This is a genomic window from Bacillus sp. 22-7 (assembly GCF_010628845.1).
GTDB lineage: Bacteria > Bacillota > Bacilli > Bacillales > Cytobacillaceae > Cytobacillus > Cytobacillus firmus_B.
Genome location: NZ_NJQY01000009.1, coordinates 76,936 through 96,481 on the forward strand (window position 1 = coordinate 76,936; position 19,546 = coordinate 96,481).

A 19,546-nucleotide genomic window follows, 5' to 3' on the forward strand; every position below is an offset into this window, starting at 1 on the left:
AATTCTCTTGAATACAAGATACCGGGTAAAAGGTTTTTTTGCCCTTTTTATATTTAATAGGAAACAATGAATTGGCTAAAAATAGATAATAATGTGTAAGGCGTTTTGTATCCGTTCTCTTTGTCGCAGTATTCACATGGAGAAATAGCGGTTGGGAAAAGAAAATTAAGGGGAAACAAGGGTGATGGCATGCATGATGTGAAGATTAAATTAGCAGATTTGAAAGAACAGATTGAAAAAAAAGTTAACCACCCTTATCTGCTCAGGTATATTGATTCACCTGTTATTGATGAAGACAAGCTTCTGCTTTTTATCTCATTACTCGATGATGTGGAGATACCTGAATCAATAGCAGAAAAATATGCAGTAACTGCAATGCTTATCCAAATCGCCCTTGATACCCACGAACTTGTTAAGAACGATGAATCTGAAGACAAAGGTCTTAAACATAGACAGCTTACTGTCCTTGCTGGTGTTTATTACAGCGGATTATATTACAAGATTCTCGCAGCTCTTGATGATATCAAAATGATCAGGGTCTTCGCAGATGGGATCAAAGATGTAAATGAGCATAAAATTTCTCTATATCAGAAATCTCCTGAAGCGGTAGACACTCTGATGAGTTCAGTCAGGAAGGTTGAGGCGTCACTTTTTGAAAAGCTGGCTGACGCATTCAGCAAAACAGCATGGAAAGACGTAATATCCAATCTTTTATTCATTAAGCGCCTGATTATGGAGAAGCAGCAGTTCATGAAGGAAGGCACCTCAGTTGTTTTTGAAGCGCTTAAAAAGCTGACTTTCCCAAAAGTGAAAGAGATGTCTGCTGAGCAGCGGAAATATTTAATTCTCATTTGCGACAGGTATATTGATTTTTCAAGGAATATTGTCGATCAATCACTGCTTAAATTTCCTATGGCAAATGAATTATTAGAGCACCGTATTCACTGCATTTTCAACAATAATCAGTCTGTGGCTAAAACATTTGTGGAAGAAGGATAAAATATGCAGCAATCAAAAGAAGAACGTGTTCATAGCGTATTTGAAAAGATTTATGGCAACTACGATAAAATGAATTCGGTTATCAGCTTTCAGCAGCATTTAAGATGGCGTAAAGATACAATGAAAAAGATGAATGTTCAAAAAGGTACAAAAGCGCTTGATGTATGCTGCGGTACAGCCGATTGGTCCATTGCGCTCGCTGAAGCCGTAGGTGAAAGCGGTAAAGTGGTAGGCTTGGATTTCAGCAAAAATATGCTGAAAATCGGTGAGGAAAAAATCAAGGAGCGGAAACTGAAGCAAGTTGAGCTTGTCCATGGTAATGCAATGGAGCTTCCATTCGCTGACAATTCCTTCGATTATGTTACAATCGGTTTTGGTCTGCGCAACGTTCCGGATTACCTGCAGGTGTTAAAAGAAATGCACCGTGTTGTAAAGCCAGGGGGTTTAGCAGTTTGTCTGGAGACTTCTCAGCCAACAATGTTCGGATACAAGCAGGCATATTATTTCTACTTCCGCTTTATTATGCCTATGTTCGGAAAGCTTTTTGCCAAAAGTTTTAATGAATATTCCTGGCTGCAGGAATCTGCGAGAGACTTTCCCGGGATGAAAGAGCTTGCAGGAATGTTCGAGGAAGCAGGCTTTAAAAACGTTACATTCAAGCCTTATAGCGGCGGAGTGGCTGCCGTACACATTGGAACGAAATAAAAATAATAACTTGTTCTGTATGTTTCTCATGGAAGATAGAGAATAGATCAGACGGGATCGATAAGCTGGGTGAGTAAGCGATGAAATTGAAAATGATGTATTCATTTTTAAATTCAGATTTAAATGTTATAGAAAACGAGCTGGAGGAGACGATTAAAGCTGAGTCTCCCCTATTGCATCAGGCTTCCCTGCATCTGCTGCAGGCCGGGGGGAAAAGAATCCGCCCAGTTTTCGTTTTGCTGGCTGCGAAGTTCGGAGAATACGATATTGATAAAATTAAAAACGTAGCTGTATCACTGGAGCTTATCCATATGGCGTCGCTTGTCCATGATGATGTTATTGATGATGCAGAACTGCGCAGGGGACAGCCTACCATCAAAGCAAAATGGGATAATAAAATTGCCATGTATACTGGTGATTATATTTTTGCGCGTGCGCTGGAATTAATAACAAATGTGGAAAATCCGCATGCTCATAAAATTCTCTCTCATACACTTGTGGAGCTGTGTATAGGTGAAATAGAGCAAATTAAAGATAAGTATAATTATGACCAGAATATCAGGACATATTTCCGGAGAATTAAAAGGAAAACAGCCATGCTGATTGCTGTGAGCTGTCAGCTTGGCGGAATTGCAGCTAATGTAGAGGAAGATATACATAAAAGGCTTTTTAAATTCGGCTATTTTGTGGGTATGTCCTATCAGATCATTGACGATGTCCTGGATTTTGTCGGTACAGAAAAAGAACTTGGCAAGCCGGCAGGAGGAGATCTCCATCAGGGAAACATTACGCTTCCTGCTTTATTTGCAATGGAGGATCATAGAATCTCCGAACAAATCAGGATAGTCCATGAAGGAACTGAAAGGTATGACATAGAGAACATAATTGCCTTGGTCAAAGACTCCGGTGCAATTGAAAAGTCCCTTCAAATTAGTGATAAATATCTGCAGAAAGCTTTAGGGGTACTCGAAGAGCTGCCTCATTCCAGGTCCAAGAAAGCTTTGCGGGATATCGCAAAATTTATAGGCAAAAGAAAATTCTAATTTACTGTACCAATTGCCAGCACTCTACCGGGTGCCGGCAATTTCTGTTTTTGGGAAGTTAAAATTAAAAGCGCTTTCAAATTTTTGTTGCTAAATTTTCAAAACAATGTTAATATTTTCGTGGATTAACATTATAACTATACATAAGTTTTAGGAGTGGAATTCAATGGAAAGAACTTTTTTAATGGTTAAACCAGACGGTGTACAGCGCAATTTAATCGGGGAAATCGTTTCCCGTTTCGAAAAGAAAGGCTTTCAGCTAGTAGGCGGCAAGCTAATGAGCATTAGCCAGGAACTTGCGGAAGAGCATTATGGAGAGCATAAAGAGCGTCCATTCTTTGGAGAGCTTGTTGACTTTATTACATCCGGACCAGTTTTCGCAATGGTGTGGGAAGGTGAAAATGTTATCGCAACAGCTCGTCAGATGATGGGTTCAACAAATCCTAAAGATGCTGCTCCAGGAACAATCCGAGGAGATTTCGGCATTACAGTTGGAAAAAATGTAATCCATGGATCCGATTCACCTGTAAGTGCAGAACGTGAAATTGGCCTTTTCTTCAAAGAAGAAGAAAAAGTGGAATACAAAAAATTAATGAATGACTGGATTAACTAATATTTTCAAAAAGTACTTGTCCATGACAAGTGCTTTTTTTGTAACCGAATTCATTATTTCAACTGGATGGGTATAAACGATAAAAGAAAAAAGCTCACCGGTAATATCAGAGGGGAAATAGAATGGCAGACGATTATCAGGAATTTATTCAAAATATAAAAAGAAAAACAGGAATTGATCTTTCTCTGTACAAAGAGGCTCAAATGAAGAGAAGGCTCATATCCCTTTATGAGAAAAAAGGCTTTCAATCATTTGGAAGTTTTTTTAGCGCGATAGTCAAGAATAGAGAACTGCTGAATGACTTTTTGGACAGGATGACAATAAATGTTTCCGAATTTTACCGAAATGCACAAAGGTGGGAGGTGCTCGAAAAAAATATTCTGCCTGGACTATTAGATCAAAATAGGAATCTGAAAATCTGGAGCGCAGCCTGTTCCACTGGTGAAGAACCTTATACAATTGCCATGATTTTATCAAAAATGCTGCCGATGTCCCAAATCAAGATAACTGCAACTGATATTGATGAAAATGCCCTGGCAAGGGCACGGATGGGTATTTACCCTGAGCGTTCGCTAAATGAAGTTCCTGAAATGATGAAACAAAAGTTTTTTAAGCGCGAAGGAAGTTTCTATAAAATATCCGAGGATATAAAAAGGACAGTAACCTTTAAAAAGCAAAATCTCCTTTCAGATGATTTTGGCGGTCCGTATGATCTCATCGTATGCAGGAACGTTCTCATATATTTTACAGAGGAAGCAAAGGATCAGCTTTATCATAAATTCAGCGGTGCATTAAGAAAAGATGGGATATTCTTTGTTGGGAGCACTGAACAGATATTTAACTCAGGCCGCTATCAACTGGCATCTGCTGAAACTTTCTTTTATAGAAAAGAATAATAACGCATGGAGGATGATTTTTTAATCGTCCTCTTTTTCTTTTCTTTTTTTGTTTGGTAGTAAATAACTATTCGTGTTAAAATGGCTCCATTCATAAGAAGAAATAAAATATTATAGGAATTTTCAATTTTATCTATTCTTATATTTATCATTATGTTATATTGATACATAATCCTTTAATGAGTTGAAGGGGGAAAGAGTTTTGAGATATCTTACATCTGGTGAATCTCACGGACCGCAGCTGACCACTATAATAGAAGGGCTGCCAGCAGGAATGCCGCTCGTAGATTCAGATATAAACGAAGAGCTTGCCAGACGCCAGAAAGGTTATGGCAGAGGCAGAAGGATGCAAATTGAAAAAGATACTGTTCAAATAACAGCGGGGATCAGGCATGGATACACACTGGGATCCCCGGTAGCGCTCGTTGTAGAGAATAATGATTGGAAGCACTGGACAAAAATTATGGGCCAGGATCCTCTTAATGCTGAGGATGAGGCAGAAGTGAAAAGAAAAATTTCCCGTCCTCGCCCAGGCCATGCTGATTTAAATGGAGCCCTAAAATATGGACACAGGGATATGAGAAATGTTTTGGAGCGTTCTTCAGCCAGAGAAACCACAGTAAGAGTGGCTGCCGGTGCAGCTGCAAAAAAACTGCTTTCTCAGCTGGGAATTGAGGTTGCAGCACATGTTATTGAAATTGGCGGTGTTGTTTCAGGCCAAAGAGATTATTCTTCACTTAAGGAGTTAAAGGAAATTACAGAAGAATCGCCTGTTCGCTGTCAGGATCAGGCTGCCGCCCAAAAAATGATGGCTGCGATTGATTCCGCTAAGGAAAATGGCGATTCCATTGGCGGAGTAGTGGAGGTTATTGTTGAAGGAATGCCGCCGGGAGTTGGAAGTTATGTACACTATGACCGAAAGCTTGATTCGAAGCTTGCAGGTGCAATGGTGAGCATTAATGCTTTTAAAGGTGTGGAGTTTGGCATAGGTTTCGAGGCTGCAAGGAAGCCTGGAAGTGAAGTTCATGATGAAATCGCATGGGACCCGGATAAGGGCTATTATCGGAAAACGAACCGTCTTGGCGGCTTAGAAGGGGGCATGTCAACGGGAATGCCAATCGTCATCAGAGGAGTAATGAAGCCAATACCGACTCTCTATAAACCGCTGCAAAGTGTCGATATTGAAACAAAGGAACCTTTCTCAGCAAGCATAGAGCGTTCTGACAGCTGTGCAGTGCCGGCAGCTGCAGTCGTTGCAGAAAATGTAATTGCCTGGGAACTGGCTTCTGCCATTGTAGACCAGTTCTATTCTGACCGGTTTGAGACATTAAAAGCATCGGTTGAACAGCAAAGGCAATTTGCGAGGGAGTTTTAATGAAAAGGATTTTAATCAAAACACCCGACAGGGCCTATCCGGTTTATATAGGGACCGGAGCAATTGAAGGATTGGGATCATATATTAAAGATACTTTTCCAGCCTTGACGAATGTAATGATCATTACGGATGAAACAGTTAGGGACTTACATCTGCCAGAGCTGGAAGCGGCACTTAAGGGGATGGAGCCAAAAGTCTGTACAGTGCCAAGAGGCGAGAAAGCCAAAACCTTTGAAGTATACTACCAGTGCTTATCATTTGCTCTGGAACATAAACTTGACCGAAAATCTCTGATCCTGGCGTTTGGCGGGGGAGCTGTCGGAGATTTGGCAGGTTTTGTGGCAGCCACATTTATGAGGGGAGTACCCTTCATTCAGATTCCAACTACCATCCTGGCACATGATAGCGCTGTGGGAGGAAAAGTTGCCATCAACCATCCTTCAGGAAAAAATATGGTAGGGTCTTTTTACCAGCCCCAGGCAGTATTTTATGACCTGGCGTTTCTTGACTCACTGCCTCAAAAAGAGCTGCGCTCAGGGTTTGCAGAAGTCATAAAGCATAGCCTGATAGATGATATGAACTTTTACCTGAACCTTAAAAACAACATCCTTACCCTTGAGAACCTCCCCTCTGATGTATTAAGCAGGATGCTTACAAAGGGAATAGAGATCAAAGGCAGGATCGTTGCAGAGGATGAAAAGGAAGCCGGCGTTCGGGCATTTCTGAATTTCGGCCATACCCTGGGCCATGCAATTGAAGCGGAGAAAGGCTATGGAGAATGGACACATGGCGAATCTGTTGCAGTCGGAATGTTATTCGCACTTCAATTAAGTAAAACACTGCTGGATGTTAGCTTTGATGTTAACGAGTTCAAGCTCTGGCTTGATCAGCTTGGCTACAAAACAGATCTCCCTGAAGATTTATCACATTCAAAACTGCTTGAGCGGATGAAGCAGGATAAAAAATCAGAAGGCCAGAATGTTCGCTTTGTTCTTTTAGAGGAAGTGGGTAAGCCTGTCATATATCAGGTTTCTGATGACATGATTTTGCGGGAGCTTGCTCTTTTTACAAAATAAATAGGCTTGACTATGACTAAGAGATAAAAAGGCTGACAAAACAGCTATGGGAGGTGCTGCAAGTGATTCGAGGGGTGAGGGGAGCCGTCACCGTAGATAAGAATTGTGAAGCTGAGATATTAGAAGCGACTGAGCTGGTGATCAGGCAAATGATTCAGGAGAATAATATTGTATCTGAGGATGTAGCTTCTGTCTTTATATCCGTTACGGAAGAATTAACAGCAGCCTTTCCTGCAAAGGCAATGCGTTCAATTGAGGGATGGAAATATGTTCCTGTTATGTGCATGAGCGAAATACCTGTTGAAGGGTCACTCCCTAATTGTATCCGGGTAATGATGCATGTGAATACAGACGCACCTCAGCAGAATATCCGCCATATTTATTTGCGTGGAGCCATCAAGCTTCGGCCAGATCTAAATACCACGAACTCTCCTTAATGGAGAGTTTTGTGATAATATAGGAGCAGATCAACAACGCTTTAATACGATAATTAGTGAAAGCGATAAAAAAAGAGGTGGATTTGAATGAAATGGAAGGAACAGCTGTTGAATTTAACTCCTTACCAGCCGGGAAAATCAATTGATCAAGTAAAAAAGGAATATGGACTGAATCAAATAGTTAAGCTTGCTTCAAATGAGAATCCTTTTGGATGCTCTGAAAAAGTTCTTTTTACGATGAATCAGTCGCCATCATTTTTTGCCCTGTATCCCGATGGTTATGCTTCTGAGCTGAGGTCGGTTTTGGCTGGGCACTTAAGCATACAGGAAGATCAGCTGATTTTTGGCAATGGCTCGGATGAAATTATTCAAATGATTTCCAGAGCTTTATTAAGTCCGGAAACCAATACTGTTATGGCGGCGCCTACATTTCCGCAATATAGGCATAATGCTGTGGTAGAAGGTGCGGAAATCAGGGAAATTCCACTGGTTGAAGGAGAGCATGATCTTGATGGAATGCTGGCTGCCATTGATGAAAAAACAGCTGTAGTTTGGGTGTGCAGTCCAAACAATCCGACAGGGAACTATATTAATGAGTCTGCATTGCTTTCATTCCTGAAAAAAGTGCCTCAAGATGTATTGGTTGTCCTTGATGAAGCTTATTATGAATATGTTACAGCAGAGGATTACTGCAATACATTGGATTTAATCAGGAATTACGAAAATTTGATTGTCCTGCGTACATTCTCGAAAATTTATGGCTTAGCAAGCCTTCGGGTAGGCTATGGAATTGCAAATCCTCAAACAATCAAAGCCCTCGAACCGGTAAGAGAGCCATTTAATGTAAATAAGTTTGCTCAGGCTGCCGCTGCTGCAGCCATAGGAGATCAGAATTTCATTGAAGAGTGCAGACGGAAAAATCGCGAAGGGCTCGAACAATTCTATGCTTTCTGTGAAGAGCATGGACTGGGTTATTACCCTTCACAAGGAAATTTCATATTAATCAATTTTAATGCCGATTCAGATGAGGTGTTTCAATTTTTACTTGAAAAAGGGTATATCGTCCGGTCCGGCAAGGCACTTGGCTTCCAGGGCTATGTCCGTGTAACGGTAGGTTCTAAGGAACAGAATGATGGTGTACTTGCCGCAATGGGTCAATATCTTGCAAAGCAGGCTGCAGCATTGTAGGAAGTTTTTTGGGTTAACAGGATTAAATACTTTTTTGATATCCATTCAGAGGCATAAGTATGCCTCTGAATTATTTTTAATAAAGGCGGTGAGAGGATGAGAGGGAAGATCTTTATTATTGGCCTTGGTTTGATCGGAGGTTCTTTGGCCCTATCAATAAAAAGAAAACATAGCGAAAGCATGATCATCGGCTTTGATGTAAATAAAGAGCAGGGGCGCCTTGCCCAAATGCTTGGGGTCGCAGACGAAATTTCTGCTACTATTAAAGATGGGGCAAGGGACGCAGATTTGATTTTAATAGCTGCACCTGTACAGGAGACTCAAAAAATTATACATATTTTAAAAGAGTGTGAATTGAAAAACAGCGTCATCATTTCGGATGCAGGCAGCACGAAAAAAGAAATTGTCAGCTGCGCAAAGGTGCTAAAGGAAAAAGGAATTACTTTTATCGGAGGGCATCCAATGGCTGGCTCCCATAAGAGCGGTGTCACTGCAGCAAAAGATTTGCTTTTTGAGAATGCCTTTTATCTGCTCACTCCTGAAGAGCATATTGCTCCGGCAGAAGTTGAAAGGTTAAAAGAATGGCTATCAGGAACAAAAGCGAAATTTCTTACCATAGCTCCCGATGAACATGATTATATAACCGGGATCGTCAGCCATTTTCCGCATATGATAGCTGCTTCCCTTGTCCATCAGGCAGAAAAAACAAGCCGTTCGCACAAGCTGATTCCAAGACTGGCAGCTGGAGGCTTTAGGGATATTACCAGGATTGCCTCCAGCAGCCCCGCTATGTGGAGGGATATTCTTCTTCAGAATAAAGAAGTGCTGCTTAAGTTAATGGAGGATTGGCAGGGAGAAATGGAGTTAGTAAAATCAATCCTCAGACAGGAAAACAGCGAGGGTATATTTGAATATTTTTCCCATGCAAAAATGTTCAGGGATGAACTGCCGCAAAAAGAAAAAGGGGCAATTCCGGCATTTTATGATCTGTTCGTGGATGTACCGGACTACCCTGGTGTCATTTCAGAAATCACTGGATATTTGGCAAAGGAAGAAATCAGCATAACGAATATTCGAATCCTGGAGACAAGAGAAGAAATTTATGGAGTTCTGGTTATAAGCTTTCAAACGGAAGAGGACAGGGATCGGGCAATCAATTGCCTGGAACAGTATACAAGCTATGAAACAACCATCGGTCTATAGAGCGAATTTATTAATCCAGCAAAGGGTGATGATAGATGAAACTGGCAAAATTGAAGTCAAATGTCAAAGGTTTAAGCGGAGAAATAGCGATACCCGGTGATAAATCCATATCACATCGTTCTGTCATGTTTGGGTCTATTGCAAAGGGGAAGACTGCTGTAACTAATTTTCTGCCCGGAGAGGACTGCCTTAGTACGATAGCCTGCTTCCGCAAGCTCGGAGTAACTATTGAGCAGGAAGGCAATAAAGTTATCATTATGGGGCGGGGAATGGATGGATTACAGGAACCGGCTGATATTCTGGATGTTGGGAATTCAGGTACGACGATACGTCTTATGATGGGGATTCTGGCTGGCCGTCCGTTCCATTCAGTCCTTGTAGGAGATGAATCCATCGCAAAAAGGCCGATGACAAGAGTGACCGCGCCACTAAGTTTATTTGGTGCAAAGATTCATGGCAGGAAGAATGGAGAATTCACCCCCTTATCAGTCATTGGCGGCCCCTTGTGTGGAGTAACATATGAGCTTCCTGTCGCGAGTGCACAGGTTAAATCAGCACTGCTCTTTGCCGGCCTGCAGGCAAGCGGCGAAACAGTCATTATTGAACCTGTGAAGACACGTGATCATACTGAAAGAATGATCACACAATTTGGCGGGGAAGTTGCAGCAGATGGGCAAACCATTCGGATTAAGGGAGGCCAAACACTGACAGGGACAGAAATTCATGTTCCCGGTGACATCTCCTCTGCTGCCTTCTTTCTGGCTGCAGGAGCCATTGTGCCTAATAGTGAAATTACTTTGAAAAACGTTGGACTGAATCCTACAAGAACCGGCATCCTTGAAGTGCTGCAGCAGATGGGTGCAGATTTCAGTATTGAGCCGTATGAAAATGGATCAGCTGAGCCTGCAGGGGATATTACCATCAGGACTTCTAAACTTAAAGGAACAGTTATCGAAGGGGCGCTCATTCCCCGGCTTATCGATGAAATTCCAATTATTGCCCTGCTCGCAACACAAGCAGAGGGAGAAACAGTAATTAAGGATGCAGAGGAACTTAAGGTGAAGGAAACGAATCGCATTGATACGGTTGTCAATGAACTTTCAAAGCTTGGAGCCGTGATTACTGCTACAGAAGATGGGATGGTTATCAGGGGGAAATCATCTCTTTCAGGTGGAACTGTCTCAAGTCATGGAGACCATCGCATCGGCATGATGCTGGCAATAGCTGCTGCTATTTCAAAAGGCGAAGTTCACCTTCAGCAGGAAGAAGCGATCTCTGTATCCTATCCGTCGTTTTTTGATCATTTAGATAGCCTTATTTCAGATTGAAATACCTTCATTGAAAAAAGAAAGGGCTGTATTCCTGCAGCTCTTTTTTTCTGTTAAAGCAGTCATATTTATCTGAAAATTTCATAGCTTGTCATAAGACCGTTTAAGAGGGTGGTTTTATGACATATATTATTGAGAATGCAAATCTGCTAAAGGGAGACAAGCTGTTAAAAACATCAATGCTGATAAGAAATAATGAGATTTCACTGATGCAGGCTGAAATGAAAAGGTTTCAGTTTACAAGAATGGATGCGGGTGCATTTATTATGTCTGCAGGATATGTGGTTCTGGACACATCTATCCCGCTGGAAATGCCTTTTTCAGAACTCAAAGAGTATTATATCCGGGAGTTCATATTAAAAGGATGTACAGCCTTCCTGACAGCCGTGCCTGTAAAGCATGAATATTCTTTGAAGAGTGATCTTAAAAGCTTTAAGGCAAGATTATTAAGCAGCCCGATTGATTATATTATTGGTGTGAAAATTCCTGTCCGTCTCCTCACCCCTTCTTTTATGAGGAAATCCAAGAGAGAAAAAGTTCCTGTTGTTTTTGTTGAAATACAGGATGCACAGGAGCTTGAACAAGTTCCATGGGGATGGCTTCGTGAAGCAATGTTTCCTTATAATTGTCCGCTTGCACCCATCTTTGCAGGCAGGAATGAAAAGGAGAAAAGCAGAATAAATACAGTATGGGCAAAACTGATGCAGGAAGAGAAAATACCTTTGGTGCCGAATGAGCTGATGGAACACGAGCCTTTATCCAGGTCAGTTCTGTCCAAAGCCGGGATTTACCCTTTAAAAGGGAATATTCTTCAGGGCGGGGAAGTCAGTTATAATTTATTTAAAAAACCTGAAGAAGGTCTTACCGTTGAAGAATCACAGCTGTTTCATTATCATAGAGATAAACTTGCTGTCACTGTACTGAAGGGAAAAGTGATTAGAGCCGGACAAGAAGTGATTTTTCGTTCAGGTTTCGGAGAGCATGTTAAAATCAGCACACCAGCTTATTTTAAAATAGCCGATTAGCATTCGAAAGGAATTTAGTATGGATAAAGTAAATAAAATCATTACTCTTTTAGAAAACGGTCATCATGAAGAAGCGTTGGAGAACTATCAGCAAATACTGCTGGATGGTTCCCATGAAGAAAGGTTCCTGCTGGCAGAAGAACTGTTCCAGTACGGGTTCCTTGAGGAATCAAAGGCCTTATATGAACGGCTTCTGGAAGCATATCCTGAAGAAGGAGAACTGCTCGTTCTGCTGGCTGAAACACATATTGATCTTGGAAATGAAGAGGAAGCCATCCTTGTCCTTGAAAGAATAAATGAACATGATCCGAGCTTTCCGCAGTCGCTTCTCTTATTAGCAGACCTTTATCAGATGGATGGTCTATTTGAGGTCAGCGAACAAAAGCTCCTGAAAGCAAAAGAAATATTGCCTGATGAGATAATTGTAGATTTTGCCCTGGGTGAACTTTATGCAGAGCAGGGACGGTTCCTGGAAGCAAAGCGGATTTATGAAAATGTTCTCAGGAAAGAGGAAATCATTGCAGGCATAAATGTAAATCAGAGATTGGCGGATATTCTCAGTGCAGGCGGAGCTTTTGAAGAAGCCCTTCCATACTACGAAAAAGCGCTTGATGACAAACTGGAGATTAATACCCTTTTCAGTTATGCTTTTACAGCGCTTCAAGCCGGCTTTAACCGTACAGCCATTGAAAAATTGACTGAACTGAAGGAGCTGGATCCCGAGTATCATTCACTGTATTTATACCTTGCTCAGGCATACGAGCGGGAGGAAGAAGCAGGCAACGGCCTGGAAGCAGTCAAGGAAGGCATAAAACAGGACGAATTTAACAAAGAATTATTCTTCTATGGCGGGAAGCTTGCCTTGAAAAATGGCAATGAAAAAGAATCAGAAGATATGTTCAGGCAGGCTCTTGCACTGGATCCCGAATATGTCCAGGCAGCCATTCTTTTAAATAAACTTCGCCTCCAGCAGGAAAGATATGAAGATGTAATCGAAATCACTGAAATGCTGAACGAGCTGGAAGAGCCCCAGCTTATATGGGATTCAGCCGTTGCCTTTCAGCATATAGAGAAATATTCAGAGGCATTAAACAAATATCAGCTTGCATATACTTTCTTTAAACAGCAGCCGGATTTTCTTTCAGATTACGGATATTTTTTAGCAGAGGAAGGAAAAAGGGAAGATGCTGCCGAAATTTTTAATACATTAACCGAACTGGAGCCTGGCAATGAGGAATATCTGGATGTGCTGCAGCGACTTACGGATGATTTACTTGATTAAAAAAGGCAGTGTCTATCCTTAATGCAGTTTCAGTAAGACCAAATTTGTCTGTAAGCAGAGGAGGGAATCAAAAATGGCGACCCCTGTATCTGTCAACGAGAAGAAAGATTTTATCCGCTGGTTTTTAAACCATTATCAGCTCAAAAGAAGAGAATGTGTTTGGATTCTCAATTATTTGATGAGTCATGACCAGCTTATGGAAAAGGTGCATTTTGTGGAGCAGGCACAGTATTGCCCAAGAGGCCTCATCATGTCGACCCATTGTGTGGATGAAGTTCCTTTCCGTTTTTACAAAGAGAATGTAATGACCACAGATGCGGAGAAGTCCTTCCATGATATCCGCTTAAACAGGGATGAAGAGATTTATATCCAGCTTAATTTCCATGCTTCAAATAAGGCTCATCAGTATGCAGCGGTCATGGAGGAAAATCCCTTTATGCCAAAGACACTTCAGATAAACGAAAAGGATCGGCTGATCGCCGAAAGGTTCCTGACAGAAAGCCTGGAAAAGTTCAGAAGAGAGAAACTCCTTGAGCTCATTGATGAAGCATTGGATAAGCAGGATAAAAAAGCTTTTAACGTTCTAACTCAGCAGCTGAATAGATTAGAAACTACTTAAGCCTTGCTTTTATAAAAGCAGGGCTTTTATTTTGCCTGCATTCTCTGATTTGAAGCACTCTAAGCATTAATGATATATTAAGGAAGGCAAATATATGTAATGGAGTGAATGATATGAAATGGATATCACAGGATATCGACATGTTCCTAAAAGAAAAGCAATATGTAGACACTGCTGTTCTGCCGCTCCTTCCTGTATCATTTGGCGATGATATCAAGCAGTCTGTAGCGATGACAGAATTTATATCACTTCTAAGTGTGCAGCTTGAAAGGCAATTCAGAGGACGCCTTATCATGCTGCCTGGATATGCCTATCTGAAACCGGCATCAGAAGAGAGCATGATCAGCGGCCTGGGCCAATGGGAATCAGAATTGAAGGCACAGGGATTTAAGCATATTTTCCTATTAACTTCGGACAGCATGTGGAAAACGTTCGAAGACCGGCTGCAAGGAGGCTTAATTTGGCTGCCATCCCTGCCTCTTGAGCATATGGATGAGAATTATCGGAATTCCATTCTGGATGACCAGGTGAAACAGCTGCTGAATCTTTTTGTGCAAAAGTGGCAAAATGGTGAATAGTGTGAATGTTAAGTCGCTCTATTTACATGTTTCGCCAAAGGATTATATTGACCTTGCATAAAGATTGATATATCATTGTTATGTCCTAGTTTTATATTGTGTTGAATTTTGTCCGTTGGACTTAACTTCATAATAGAGGGGGGAAAAGTATGAGCAAAAATCGAGTTTCTAGACGTCAATTCCTGAACTATACACTTACTGGTGTAGGCGGTTTCATGGCAGCAGGCATGCTTATGCCGATGGTCCGTTTTGCGGTTGATCCTGTATTGCAGGCAGCTGGTGAAAGTGATTTTATTCCAACAAAGCAAAAAGTGGCTGAAATTACCGAAAAGCCGACAAGGGTTGATTACACTTTCGAGCAGCAGGATGCATGGTACACATCCGAAGTTACCGGCACTGCTTGGGTTTATAAGGATGATAAAGGTGAAATTGTTGCATTGTCTCCAGTATGTAAGCATTTAGGGTGCGTAGTTGACTGGAATACTGACAAGTCAAACCCTGATCATTTCTATTGCCCTTGCCATGGCGGCCTTTATACAAAGGATGGGACAAACGTTCCAGGTACACCGCCGGTTGCATCACTTGATGTATTTCCTTACAAAGAAAAAGATGGCTTCTTGTATTTAGGCAAGGCTGAACCGCGAAAGGAGGCGTAATAATTGTTAAACAAAATTTATGATTGGGTAGATGAGCGTTTAGATATTACGCCGATCTGGCGGGATATTGCTGACCATGAAGTGCCTGAGCATGTAAACCCTGCACATCATTTCTCTGCATTCGTTTACTGTTTTGGCGGTCTGACGTTCTTCGTTACTGTAATTCAAATCTTATCCGGTATGTTCCTGACAATGTACTATGTTCCGGATATCAAAAATGCATGGGAATCCGTGTATTATCTTCAAAACCATGTTGCATTCGGGCAGATTGTCCGCGGAATGCACCACTGGGGAGCAAGTTTGGTAATCGTAATGATGTTCCTACATACGTTACGTGTTTTCTTCCAGGGAGCTTATAAGAAGCCCCGTGAATTAAACTGGGTTGTCGGAGTGCTTATTTTCTTCATTATGCTTGCACTTGGACTGACTGGTTACTTATTGCCTTGGGATATGAAAGCCCTTTTCGCTACAAAAGTAACAATCCAGATCGTAGAATCAACTCCGCTGATTGGAGAATATCTGAAAATACTTATTGCAGGACATTCTGATATTGTCGGCGCGCAGACGATCACCCGATTCTTTGCTATCCATGTATTCTTCTTACCGGCTGCATTATTCGGGTTAATGGCTGCCCACTTTATTATGATTCGTAAGCAGGGTATTTCAGGACCGTTGTAAGAAATAATTTTTTGATCATTGCAAAAGGAGGGGAAATCGCCCAATGCATCGTGGTAAAGGTATGAAATTCGTAGGTGACTCTCGTGTTCCTGCAGAACGCAAACCGAATATTCCGAAAGACTATTCGGAATATCCAGGAAAAACAGAAGCATTCTGGCCAAACTTCCTGTTAAAGGAATGGATGGTAGGGGCTGTATTCCTCATCGGTTTCCTATGCTTGACAATTGCGCATGAGCCGCCGTTAGAAAAAATTGCTGATCCAAGTGATACAGCTTATATTCCGCTGCCAGACTGGTACTTCCTGTTCTTGTACCAGCTTCTGAAATACAGCTATGCATCCGGACCTTATAATGCAATCGGTGCTTTCATTATTCCGGGTCTTGCATTCGGAGCATTGCTGCTTGCACCATTCATTGACCGCGGACCTGAACGCCGTCCGTCCAAGCGTCCTTTAGCAACCGGCTTTATGCTATTGGCTCTAGCCGGCATCACTTATCTGACTTGGGAATCAGTTGCCCACCATGACTGGGAAGCGGCTGCACAGCAAGGTAAGATTGTGGCTGAAGTAGAGTTTGATAAAGAAGACGAAGGCTACAAGATTTTTGAAGCAAACGGCTGTATTTCCTGCCACGGGGGAGATCTTCAGGGTGGTGCAGGTTCACCTGCACTTGTTGACACTGGGTTAACACCTGAAGAAGTTGCTGACATTGCTAAAAACGGTAAAGGCGCTATGCCTGCAGGAATGTTCAAAGGCTCTGATGAAGAACTTCAAAAGCTTGCTGAATTCATTTCTGGCCTTGAAAGCAAATAATTTAAAAGGAGCTGGCTTTGCCAGCTTCTTTTTTTTGCCTAAAAATTGTTCGTTTTTTTACAGGAGTTTGATGTGGTAAAATAATGAAATAATCGTGTACATAGAGAAAAGGAGAAAAAACATGAAATGGATCTATCCTTTATTAGGCAGCAGAGCTATGCTGATACTGCTTCTGATTATTAATACAGCAGGCACCATCTATGGCTATATTTGGTATAAGTGGCAGCTGGTAGATACACCGGCTATTTTCTTGCCATTCGTACCCGACAGCCCTACAGCGAGCCTGTTTTTTATGTTTGTGCTGATTGCCTTTATAATGGGCAAAAATTGGCCATTGATGGAAGCTCTAGCAATTGTAACCCTTATTAAATACGGTATATGGGCCGTAGTTATGAATTTGCTGGTATTTGAGGTTACAGGTGAATTGGATCCTGTTGCTCTCATGCTAATCTTCTCCCATGGTGCAATGGCAGTCCAGGGTGTTCTTTACGCACCTTTCTATCGCTTCAAAACATGGCATCTAGTCATTACGGGTATCTGGACTTTACACAATGATGTAATTGATTATGTCTTTTTCATGCTACCCCGCTATCCTATTTTAAATCTTTACACACCGCAAATCGGCTATTTTACATTCTGGCTCAGCATTTTCTCACTAGGAACCGCGTATTACTTCGTCCTAAGAAAGAATCGGTTTAGTCTGGATATAGTGAAATAGTGCTCTGATTCCCATGATCCAAACCATTGAGTGTTTTGGGTCTTTTTTTTAGGCTGTTTTCGCAAGGTTTGTTGCTTTTTTGTATCTTATTTACTGGTTGATTGGAGCGGAAGGTGCGAGATCCTCGAAAATGCTATCGCATTTTCTTCGTGCGGTGTTTCTCGGGGGAGCCTATTCAACGTCCAGCGGGAGTAACGGGACAGGTGAGACCCCGCAGTCGCGGAGCGTCGAGGAGGCTCACCGCCTGCCCCGCGTTTCGCTGAGCAGCCTGGAGCGGAAATCAACGGGCAATATTGATAGATGAAAAACAACATTATATACGAAAAGAGCCTTTTTTAAAGAAATAACCTGGCTTCCAAAATTATTTTCTGGTCTAACCTTGTCCCTCTTTTCATATTTATCTAATAGTAATTTGAGGGGGGACAAGTTTGATGAGGCGAAAAGTAATCGCATTCTTATTCATTATTATGTTATTGCCTGGAATGGTGTCTGCAGATAAGACAACAAAAATAGATAAATTAGATCAATTATCTAATGAAGCCTTACAGATGGTTAAGCTTCACAGGTATGAGGATGCCAAGAAGCTTTTGGAGTATTTCTCCGAGCAATTCGTTGCTGTAAACGGCAAGGATAGGCCATTTACAATGGACGAACTGCGGATTATTACCGTCTCTCATGATGATGCTGTACAAGCTGCGGTAAATACATCCATGAGCCATGAAGAACGGCTGAATCATGCAACAAAATTCCGCCTCGTAATGGATGCGATTTCCACCAAATATCAGCCTTTATGGACTGAAATGGAGAAGCCGATCATGTCAGTGTTTGGTGAGGTAAAGGAAGCGGCTTACAGCGGCAATAACGAGAACTTCCATTCACGTTTGAATTCCTTTTTGTCTTTATATGAGGTTATTTATCCCAGTCTGAAGATTGATGTGGATGCAGAAAAGGTACAAAAACTGAACGCACGCATAAATTTTATCGATCATTATCGGCCGCAGGTGCTTTCCCAGCAGGCAAGCCAGCAGGAACTTGCTGCATTGGAAAATGATCTGCAGACGATCTTTGATGAAATGACAGAGGATGAAACGGATCCATCCCTCTGGTGGGTGATCATCTCAACCGGGAGCATAATCATCATTACATTATCTTACGTAGGATGGAGAAAATATAAGGGAGACAGGGCAAGACAAAAAAATCGATCCTAAATACAAAGAGCTGTTTTCGCAAGGTTTATTGCTTTTTGTATATTATTACTGAGTTGATTGGAGCGGAAGGTGCGAGATCCTCGAAAATGCATTCGCATTTTCTTCGTGTGGTGTTTACTCAAGGGCGCTTATTTAACGTCCTGCGGGAGTAGCGGGACGGTGAGACCTCGCAGACGCGGAGCGTCGAGGAGGCACACCGCCCGCCCCGCGGTTCGCTGAGCAGCCTGGAGCGGAAATCAACGGCCGATATTGTTGGCGAAAAACAATATTTTATACAAAAAGAGCCTTACAAAAAAAGAGAGTCTTTTCCCGTTTTGTAATGAAGAGAAAAGGGAAAAGATAGGCAGAGTGACTTGTATGCTGGGCATTCGCAGGCCAGCGGTTAAAATTCACCATGACCAGCTTAATGGGAGGTAACAGAATGGGAGGATATCTCATTTATTTTGCAATAATTATTCTTGTTCCGCTTTGGGCACAAATGAAAGTAAAGGGAGCTTACAGCAAATATTCAAAAGTTCCTTCATCCACTCAAATGAGGGGTGCTGAAGTAGCCAGAAGAATTCTGGATGAGAATGGTCTATATAAAGTTGGCGTTGAAGAAACAAGGGGGCATCTAACAGATCACTATGATCCGCGATCCAAGACAGTCAGACTTTCAGCAACAAATTATCATGGCCATTCTGTGGCTGCTGCTGCAATTGCAGCCCATGAAGTTGGCCATGCTATTCAGGATAATCAGGATTACGCTTTTCTGCGTTTCCGCCATGCACTCGTACCTGTTGCGAATCTTGGTTCCAACTTCTCCTGGATTCTGATCATGATCGGTTTTTTTGCTGGGTTGAGCGGTATGGTGCTGCTTGGAATTATCTTCATGGCAGCTGCAGTGGTTTTTCAGGTGATCACACTTCCGGTAGAGTTCAATGCTTCCAATCGTGCGATGGATCAGGTAGTATCCCTTGGAATTATCAGAAACGATGAAGAAAGAGAGACTAAGAAAGTTTTAAATGCAGCTGCTTTGACATATGTGGCGGCAGCAGCCGTGGCTGTGCTGGAATTGCTGCGTTTAATTCTTATTTACACAGGAATGACCAGATCTGAGTAAAAGCCG

At 41.9% G+C, this 19,546-nt stretch carries 21 protein-coding genes; all 21 read left to right on the forward strand.

Features of this window, described 5'->3' with window-relative positions; genetic code table 11:
- Positions 1-189 precede the first annotated feature (189 nt).
- Positions 190-999, forward strand: coding sequence for a heptaprenyl diphosphate synthase component 1 (locus CE058_RS08050; protein WP_163141839.1), 810 nt, complete (start codon positions 190-192; stop codon positions 997-999).
- Positions 1,000-1,002: 3 nt separating this feature from the next.
- Entirely contained in the window at positions 1,003-1,704 is a 702-nt protein-coding gene (gene menG, locus CE058_RS08055; protein WP_048008170.1) for a demethylmenaquinone methyltransferase, read from the forward strand.
- Between the two features lie 80 nt (positions 1,705-1,784).
- A complete protein-coding gene (gene hepT / locus CE058_RS08060; protein WP_163141842.1) occupies positions 1,785-2,747 on the forward strand; it encodes a heptaprenyl diphosphate synthase component II in 963 nt (320 codons plus the stop codon).
- 166 nt (positions 2,748-2,913) lie between these two features.
- On the forward strand, positions 2,914-3,360 hold the full coding sequence (gene ndk / locus CE058_RS08065; protein ID WP_035330143.1) for a nucleoside-diphosphate kinase: 447 nt from the start codon (positions 2,914-2,916) through the stop codon (positions 3,358-3,360).
- A 122-nt stretch (positions 3,361-3,482) separates the two neighbouring features.
- Complete coding sequence (locus CE058_RS08070) at positions 3,483-4,256, forward strand: CheR family methyltransferase (protein ID WP_163141845.1); 774 nt, start codon at positions 3,483-3,485, stop codon at positions 4,254-4,256.
- Positions 4,257-4,458: 202 nt separating this feature from the next.
- Positions 4,459-5,631, forward strand: a complete 1,173-nt coding sequence (gene aroC / locus CE058_RS08075; protein ID WP_048008173.1) for a chorismate synthase — start codon at positions 4,459-4,461, stop codon at positions 5,629-5,631.
- Positions 5,631-6,707, forward strand: a complete 1,077-nt coding sequence (gene aroB / locus CE058_RS08080) for a 3-dehydroquinate synthase (RefSeq protein ID WP_048008174.1) — start codon at positions 5,631-5,633, stop codon at positions 6,705-6,707. The genes aroC and aroB overlap by 1 nt, the downstream gene beginning before the upstream one ends.
- 62 nt (positions 6,708-6,769) lie before the next feature.
- Complete coding sequence (gene aroH / locus CE058_RS08085; protein WP_048008175.1) at positions 6,770-7,144, forward strand: chorismate mutase; 375 nt, start codon at positions 6,770-6,772, stop codon at positions 7,142-7,144.
- 87 nt (positions 7,145-7,231) lie between these two features.
- On the forward strand, positions 7,232-8,332 hold the full coding sequence (gene hisC / locus CE058_RS08090; RefSeq protein WP_048008176.1) for a histidinol-phosphate transaminase: 1,101 nt from the start codon (positions 7,232-7,234) through the stop codon (positions 8,330-8,332).
- A gap of 96 nt (positions 8,333-8,428) precedes the next feature.
- The gene (locus tag CE058_RS08095; protein ID WP_163141848.1) at positions 8,429-9,535 is read left to right on the forward strand and encodes a prephenate dehydrogenase; all 1,107 of its coding nucleotides are present in this window, start codon (positions 8,429-8,431) and stop codon (positions 9,533-9,535) included.
- 35 nt (positions 9,536-9,570) lie between these two features.
- Complete coding sequence (aroA, locus tag CE058_RS08100; RefSeq protein WP_163141851.1) at positions 9,571-10,863, forward strand: 3-phosphoshikimate 1-carboxyvinyltransferase; 1,293 nt, start codon at positions 9,571-9,573, stop codon at positions 10,861-10,863.
- Positions 10,864-10,982: 119 nt separating this feature from the next.
- Positions 10,983-11,888, forward strand: a complete 906-nt coding sequence (locus tag CE058_RS08105) for a hypothetical protein (RefSeq protein WP_163141854.1) — start codon at positions 10,983-10,985, stop codon at positions 11,886-11,888.
- Between the two features lie 19 nt (positions 11,889-11,907).
- Positions 11,908-13,170, forward strand: a complete 1,263-nt coding sequence (locus tag CE058_RS08110; protein WP_163141857.1) for a tetratricopeptide repeat protein — start codon at positions 11,908-11,910, stop codon at positions 13,168-13,170.
- Positions 13,171-13,243: 73 nt separating this feature from the next.
- Positions 13,244-13,789 (forward strand): ReoY family proteolytic degradation factor, encoded by a 546-nt coding sequence (locus CE058_RS08115; protein WP_048008181.1) that lies wholly within the window; start codon positions 13,244-13,246, stop codon positions 13,787-13,789.
- A 113-nt stretch (positions 13,790-13,902) separates the two neighbouring features.
- Positions 13,903-14,367 (forward strand): YpiF family protein, encoded by a 465-nt coding sequence (locus CE058_RS08120; RefSeq protein WP_163141860.1) that lies wholly within the window; start codon positions 13,903-13,905, stop codon positions 14,365-14,367.
- Between the two features lie 149 nt (positions 14,368-14,516).
- Positions 14,517-15,023, forward strand: coding sequence for a Rieske (2Fe-2S) protein (locus tag CE058_RS08125; RefSeq protein WP_163141863.1), 507 nt, complete (start codon positions 14,517-14,519; stop codon positions 15,021-15,023).
- Positions 15,024-15,026: 3 nt separating this feature from the next.
- Positions 15,027-15,701, forward strand: coding sequence for a menaquinol-cytochrome c reductase cytochrome b subunit (gene qcrB, locus CE058_RS08130; RefSeq protein ID WP_035330156.1), 675 nt, complete (start codon positions 15,027-15,029; stop codon positions 15,699-15,701).
- Positions 15,702-15,744: 43 nt separating this feature from the next.
- Positions 15,745-16,512 (forward strand): menaquinol-cytochrome c reductase cytochrome b/c subunit, encoded by a 768-nt coding sequence (locus CE058_RS08135; RefSeq protein WP_048008303.1) that lies wholly within the window; start codon positions 15,745-15,747, stop codon positions 16,510-16,512.
- 121 nt (positions 16,513-16,633) lie between these two features.
- Complete coding sequence (gene lhaT / locus CE058_RS08140) at positions 16,634-17,230, forward strand: lipoprotein heptaprenylglyceryl N-acetyltransferase LhaT (protein ID WP_163141866.1); 597 nt, start codon at positions 16,634-16,636, stop codon at positions 17,228-17,230.
- A gap of 431 nt (positions 17,231-17,661) precedes the next feature.
- Positions 17,662-18,438 (forward strand): sporulation protein YpjB, encoded by a 777-nt coding sequence (gene ypjB, locus CE058_RS08145; protein ID WP_163142078.1) that lies wholly within the window; start codon positions 17,662-17,664, stop codon positions 18,436-18,438.
- 421 nt (positions 18,439-18,859) lie between these two features.
- Complete coding sequence (locus CE058_RS08150; protein ID WP_048008306.1) at positions 18,860-19,540, forward strand: zinc metallopeptidase; 681 nt, start codon at positions 18,860-18,862, stop codon at positions 19,538-19,540.
- The last annotated feature ends 6 nt before the right edge of the window (positions 19,541-19,546 follow it).

What these genes read in the sequence shown, in the direction of transcription:
- CE058_RS08110 (WP_163141857.1), top strand. Translation starts at nt 11,908, where the DNA reads ATGGATAAAGTAAATAAAATCATTACTCTTTTAGAAAACGGTCATCAT.
- CE058_RS08070 (WP_163141845.1), top strand. Translation starts at nt 3,483, where the DNA reads ATGGCAGACGATTATCAGGAATTTATTCAAAATATAAAAAGAAAAACA.
- ypjB (WP_163142078.1), top strand. Translation starts at nt 17,662, where the DNA reads ATGAGGCGAAAAGTAATCGCATTCTTATTCATTATTATGTTATTGCCT.
- hisC (WP_048008176.1), top strand. Translation starts at nt 7,232, where the DNA reads ATGAAATGGAAGGAACAGCTGTTGAATTTAACTCCTTACCAGCCGGGA.
- hepT (WP_163141842.1), top strand. Translation starts at nt 1,785, where the DNA reads ATGAAATTGAAAATGATGTATTCATTTTTAAATTCAGATTTAAATGTT.
- ndk (WP_035330143.1), top strand. Translation starts at nt 2,914, where the DNA reads ATGGAAAGAACTTTTTTAATGGTTAAACCAGACGGTGTACAGCGCAAT.
- CE058_RS08125 (WP_163141863.1), top strand. Translation starts at nt 14,517, where the DNA reads ATGAGCAAAAATCGAGTTTCTAGACGTCAATTCCTGAACTATACACTT.
- CE058_RS08135 (WP_048008303.1), top strand. Translation starts at nt 15,745, where the DNA reads ATGCATCGTGGTAAAGGTATGAAATTCGTAGGTGACTCTCGTGTTCCT.
- CE058_RS08120 (WP_163141860.1), top strand. Translation starts at nt 13,903, where the DNA reads ATGAAATGGATATCACAGGATATCGACATGTTCCTAAAAGAAAAGCAA.
- aroB (WP_048008174.1), top strand. Translation starts at nt 5,631, where the DNA reads ATGAAAAGGATTTTAATCAAAACACCCGACAGGGCCTATCCGGTTTAT.
- CE058_RS08050 (WP_163141839.1), top strand. Translation starts at nt 190, where the DNA reads ATGCATGATGTGAAGATTAAATTAGCAGATTTGAAAGAACAGATTGAA.
- aroA (WP_163141851.1), top strand. Translation starts at nt 9,571, where the DNA reads ATGAAACTGGCAAAATTGAAGTCAAATGTCAAAGGTTTAAGCGGAGAA.
- menG (WP_048008170.1), top strand. Translation starts at nt 1,003, where the DNA reads ATGCAGCAATCAAAAGAAGAACGTGTTCATAGCGTATTTGAAAAGATT.
- CE058_RS08095 (WP_163141848.1), top strand. Translation starts at nt 8,429, where the DNA reads ATGAGAGGGAAGATCTTTATTATTGGCCTTGGTTTGATCGGAGGTTCT.
- CE058_RS08105 (WP_163141854.1), top strand. Translation starts at nt 10,983, where the DNA reads ATGACATATATTATTGAGAATGCAAATCTGCTAAAGGGAGACAAGCTG.
- CE058_RS08150 (WP_048008306.1), top strand. Translation starts at nt 18,860, where the DNA reads ATGGGAGGATATCTCATTTATTTTGCAATAATTATTCTTGTTCCGCTT.
- CE058_RS08115 (WP_048008181.1), top strand. Translation starts at nt 13,244, where the DNA reads ATGGCGACCCCTGTATCTGTCAACGAGAAGAAAGATTTTATCCGCTGG.
- lhaT (WP_163141866.1), top strand. Translation starts at nt 16,634, where the DNA reads ATGAAATGGATCTATCCTTTATTAGGCAGCAGAGCTATGCTGATACTG.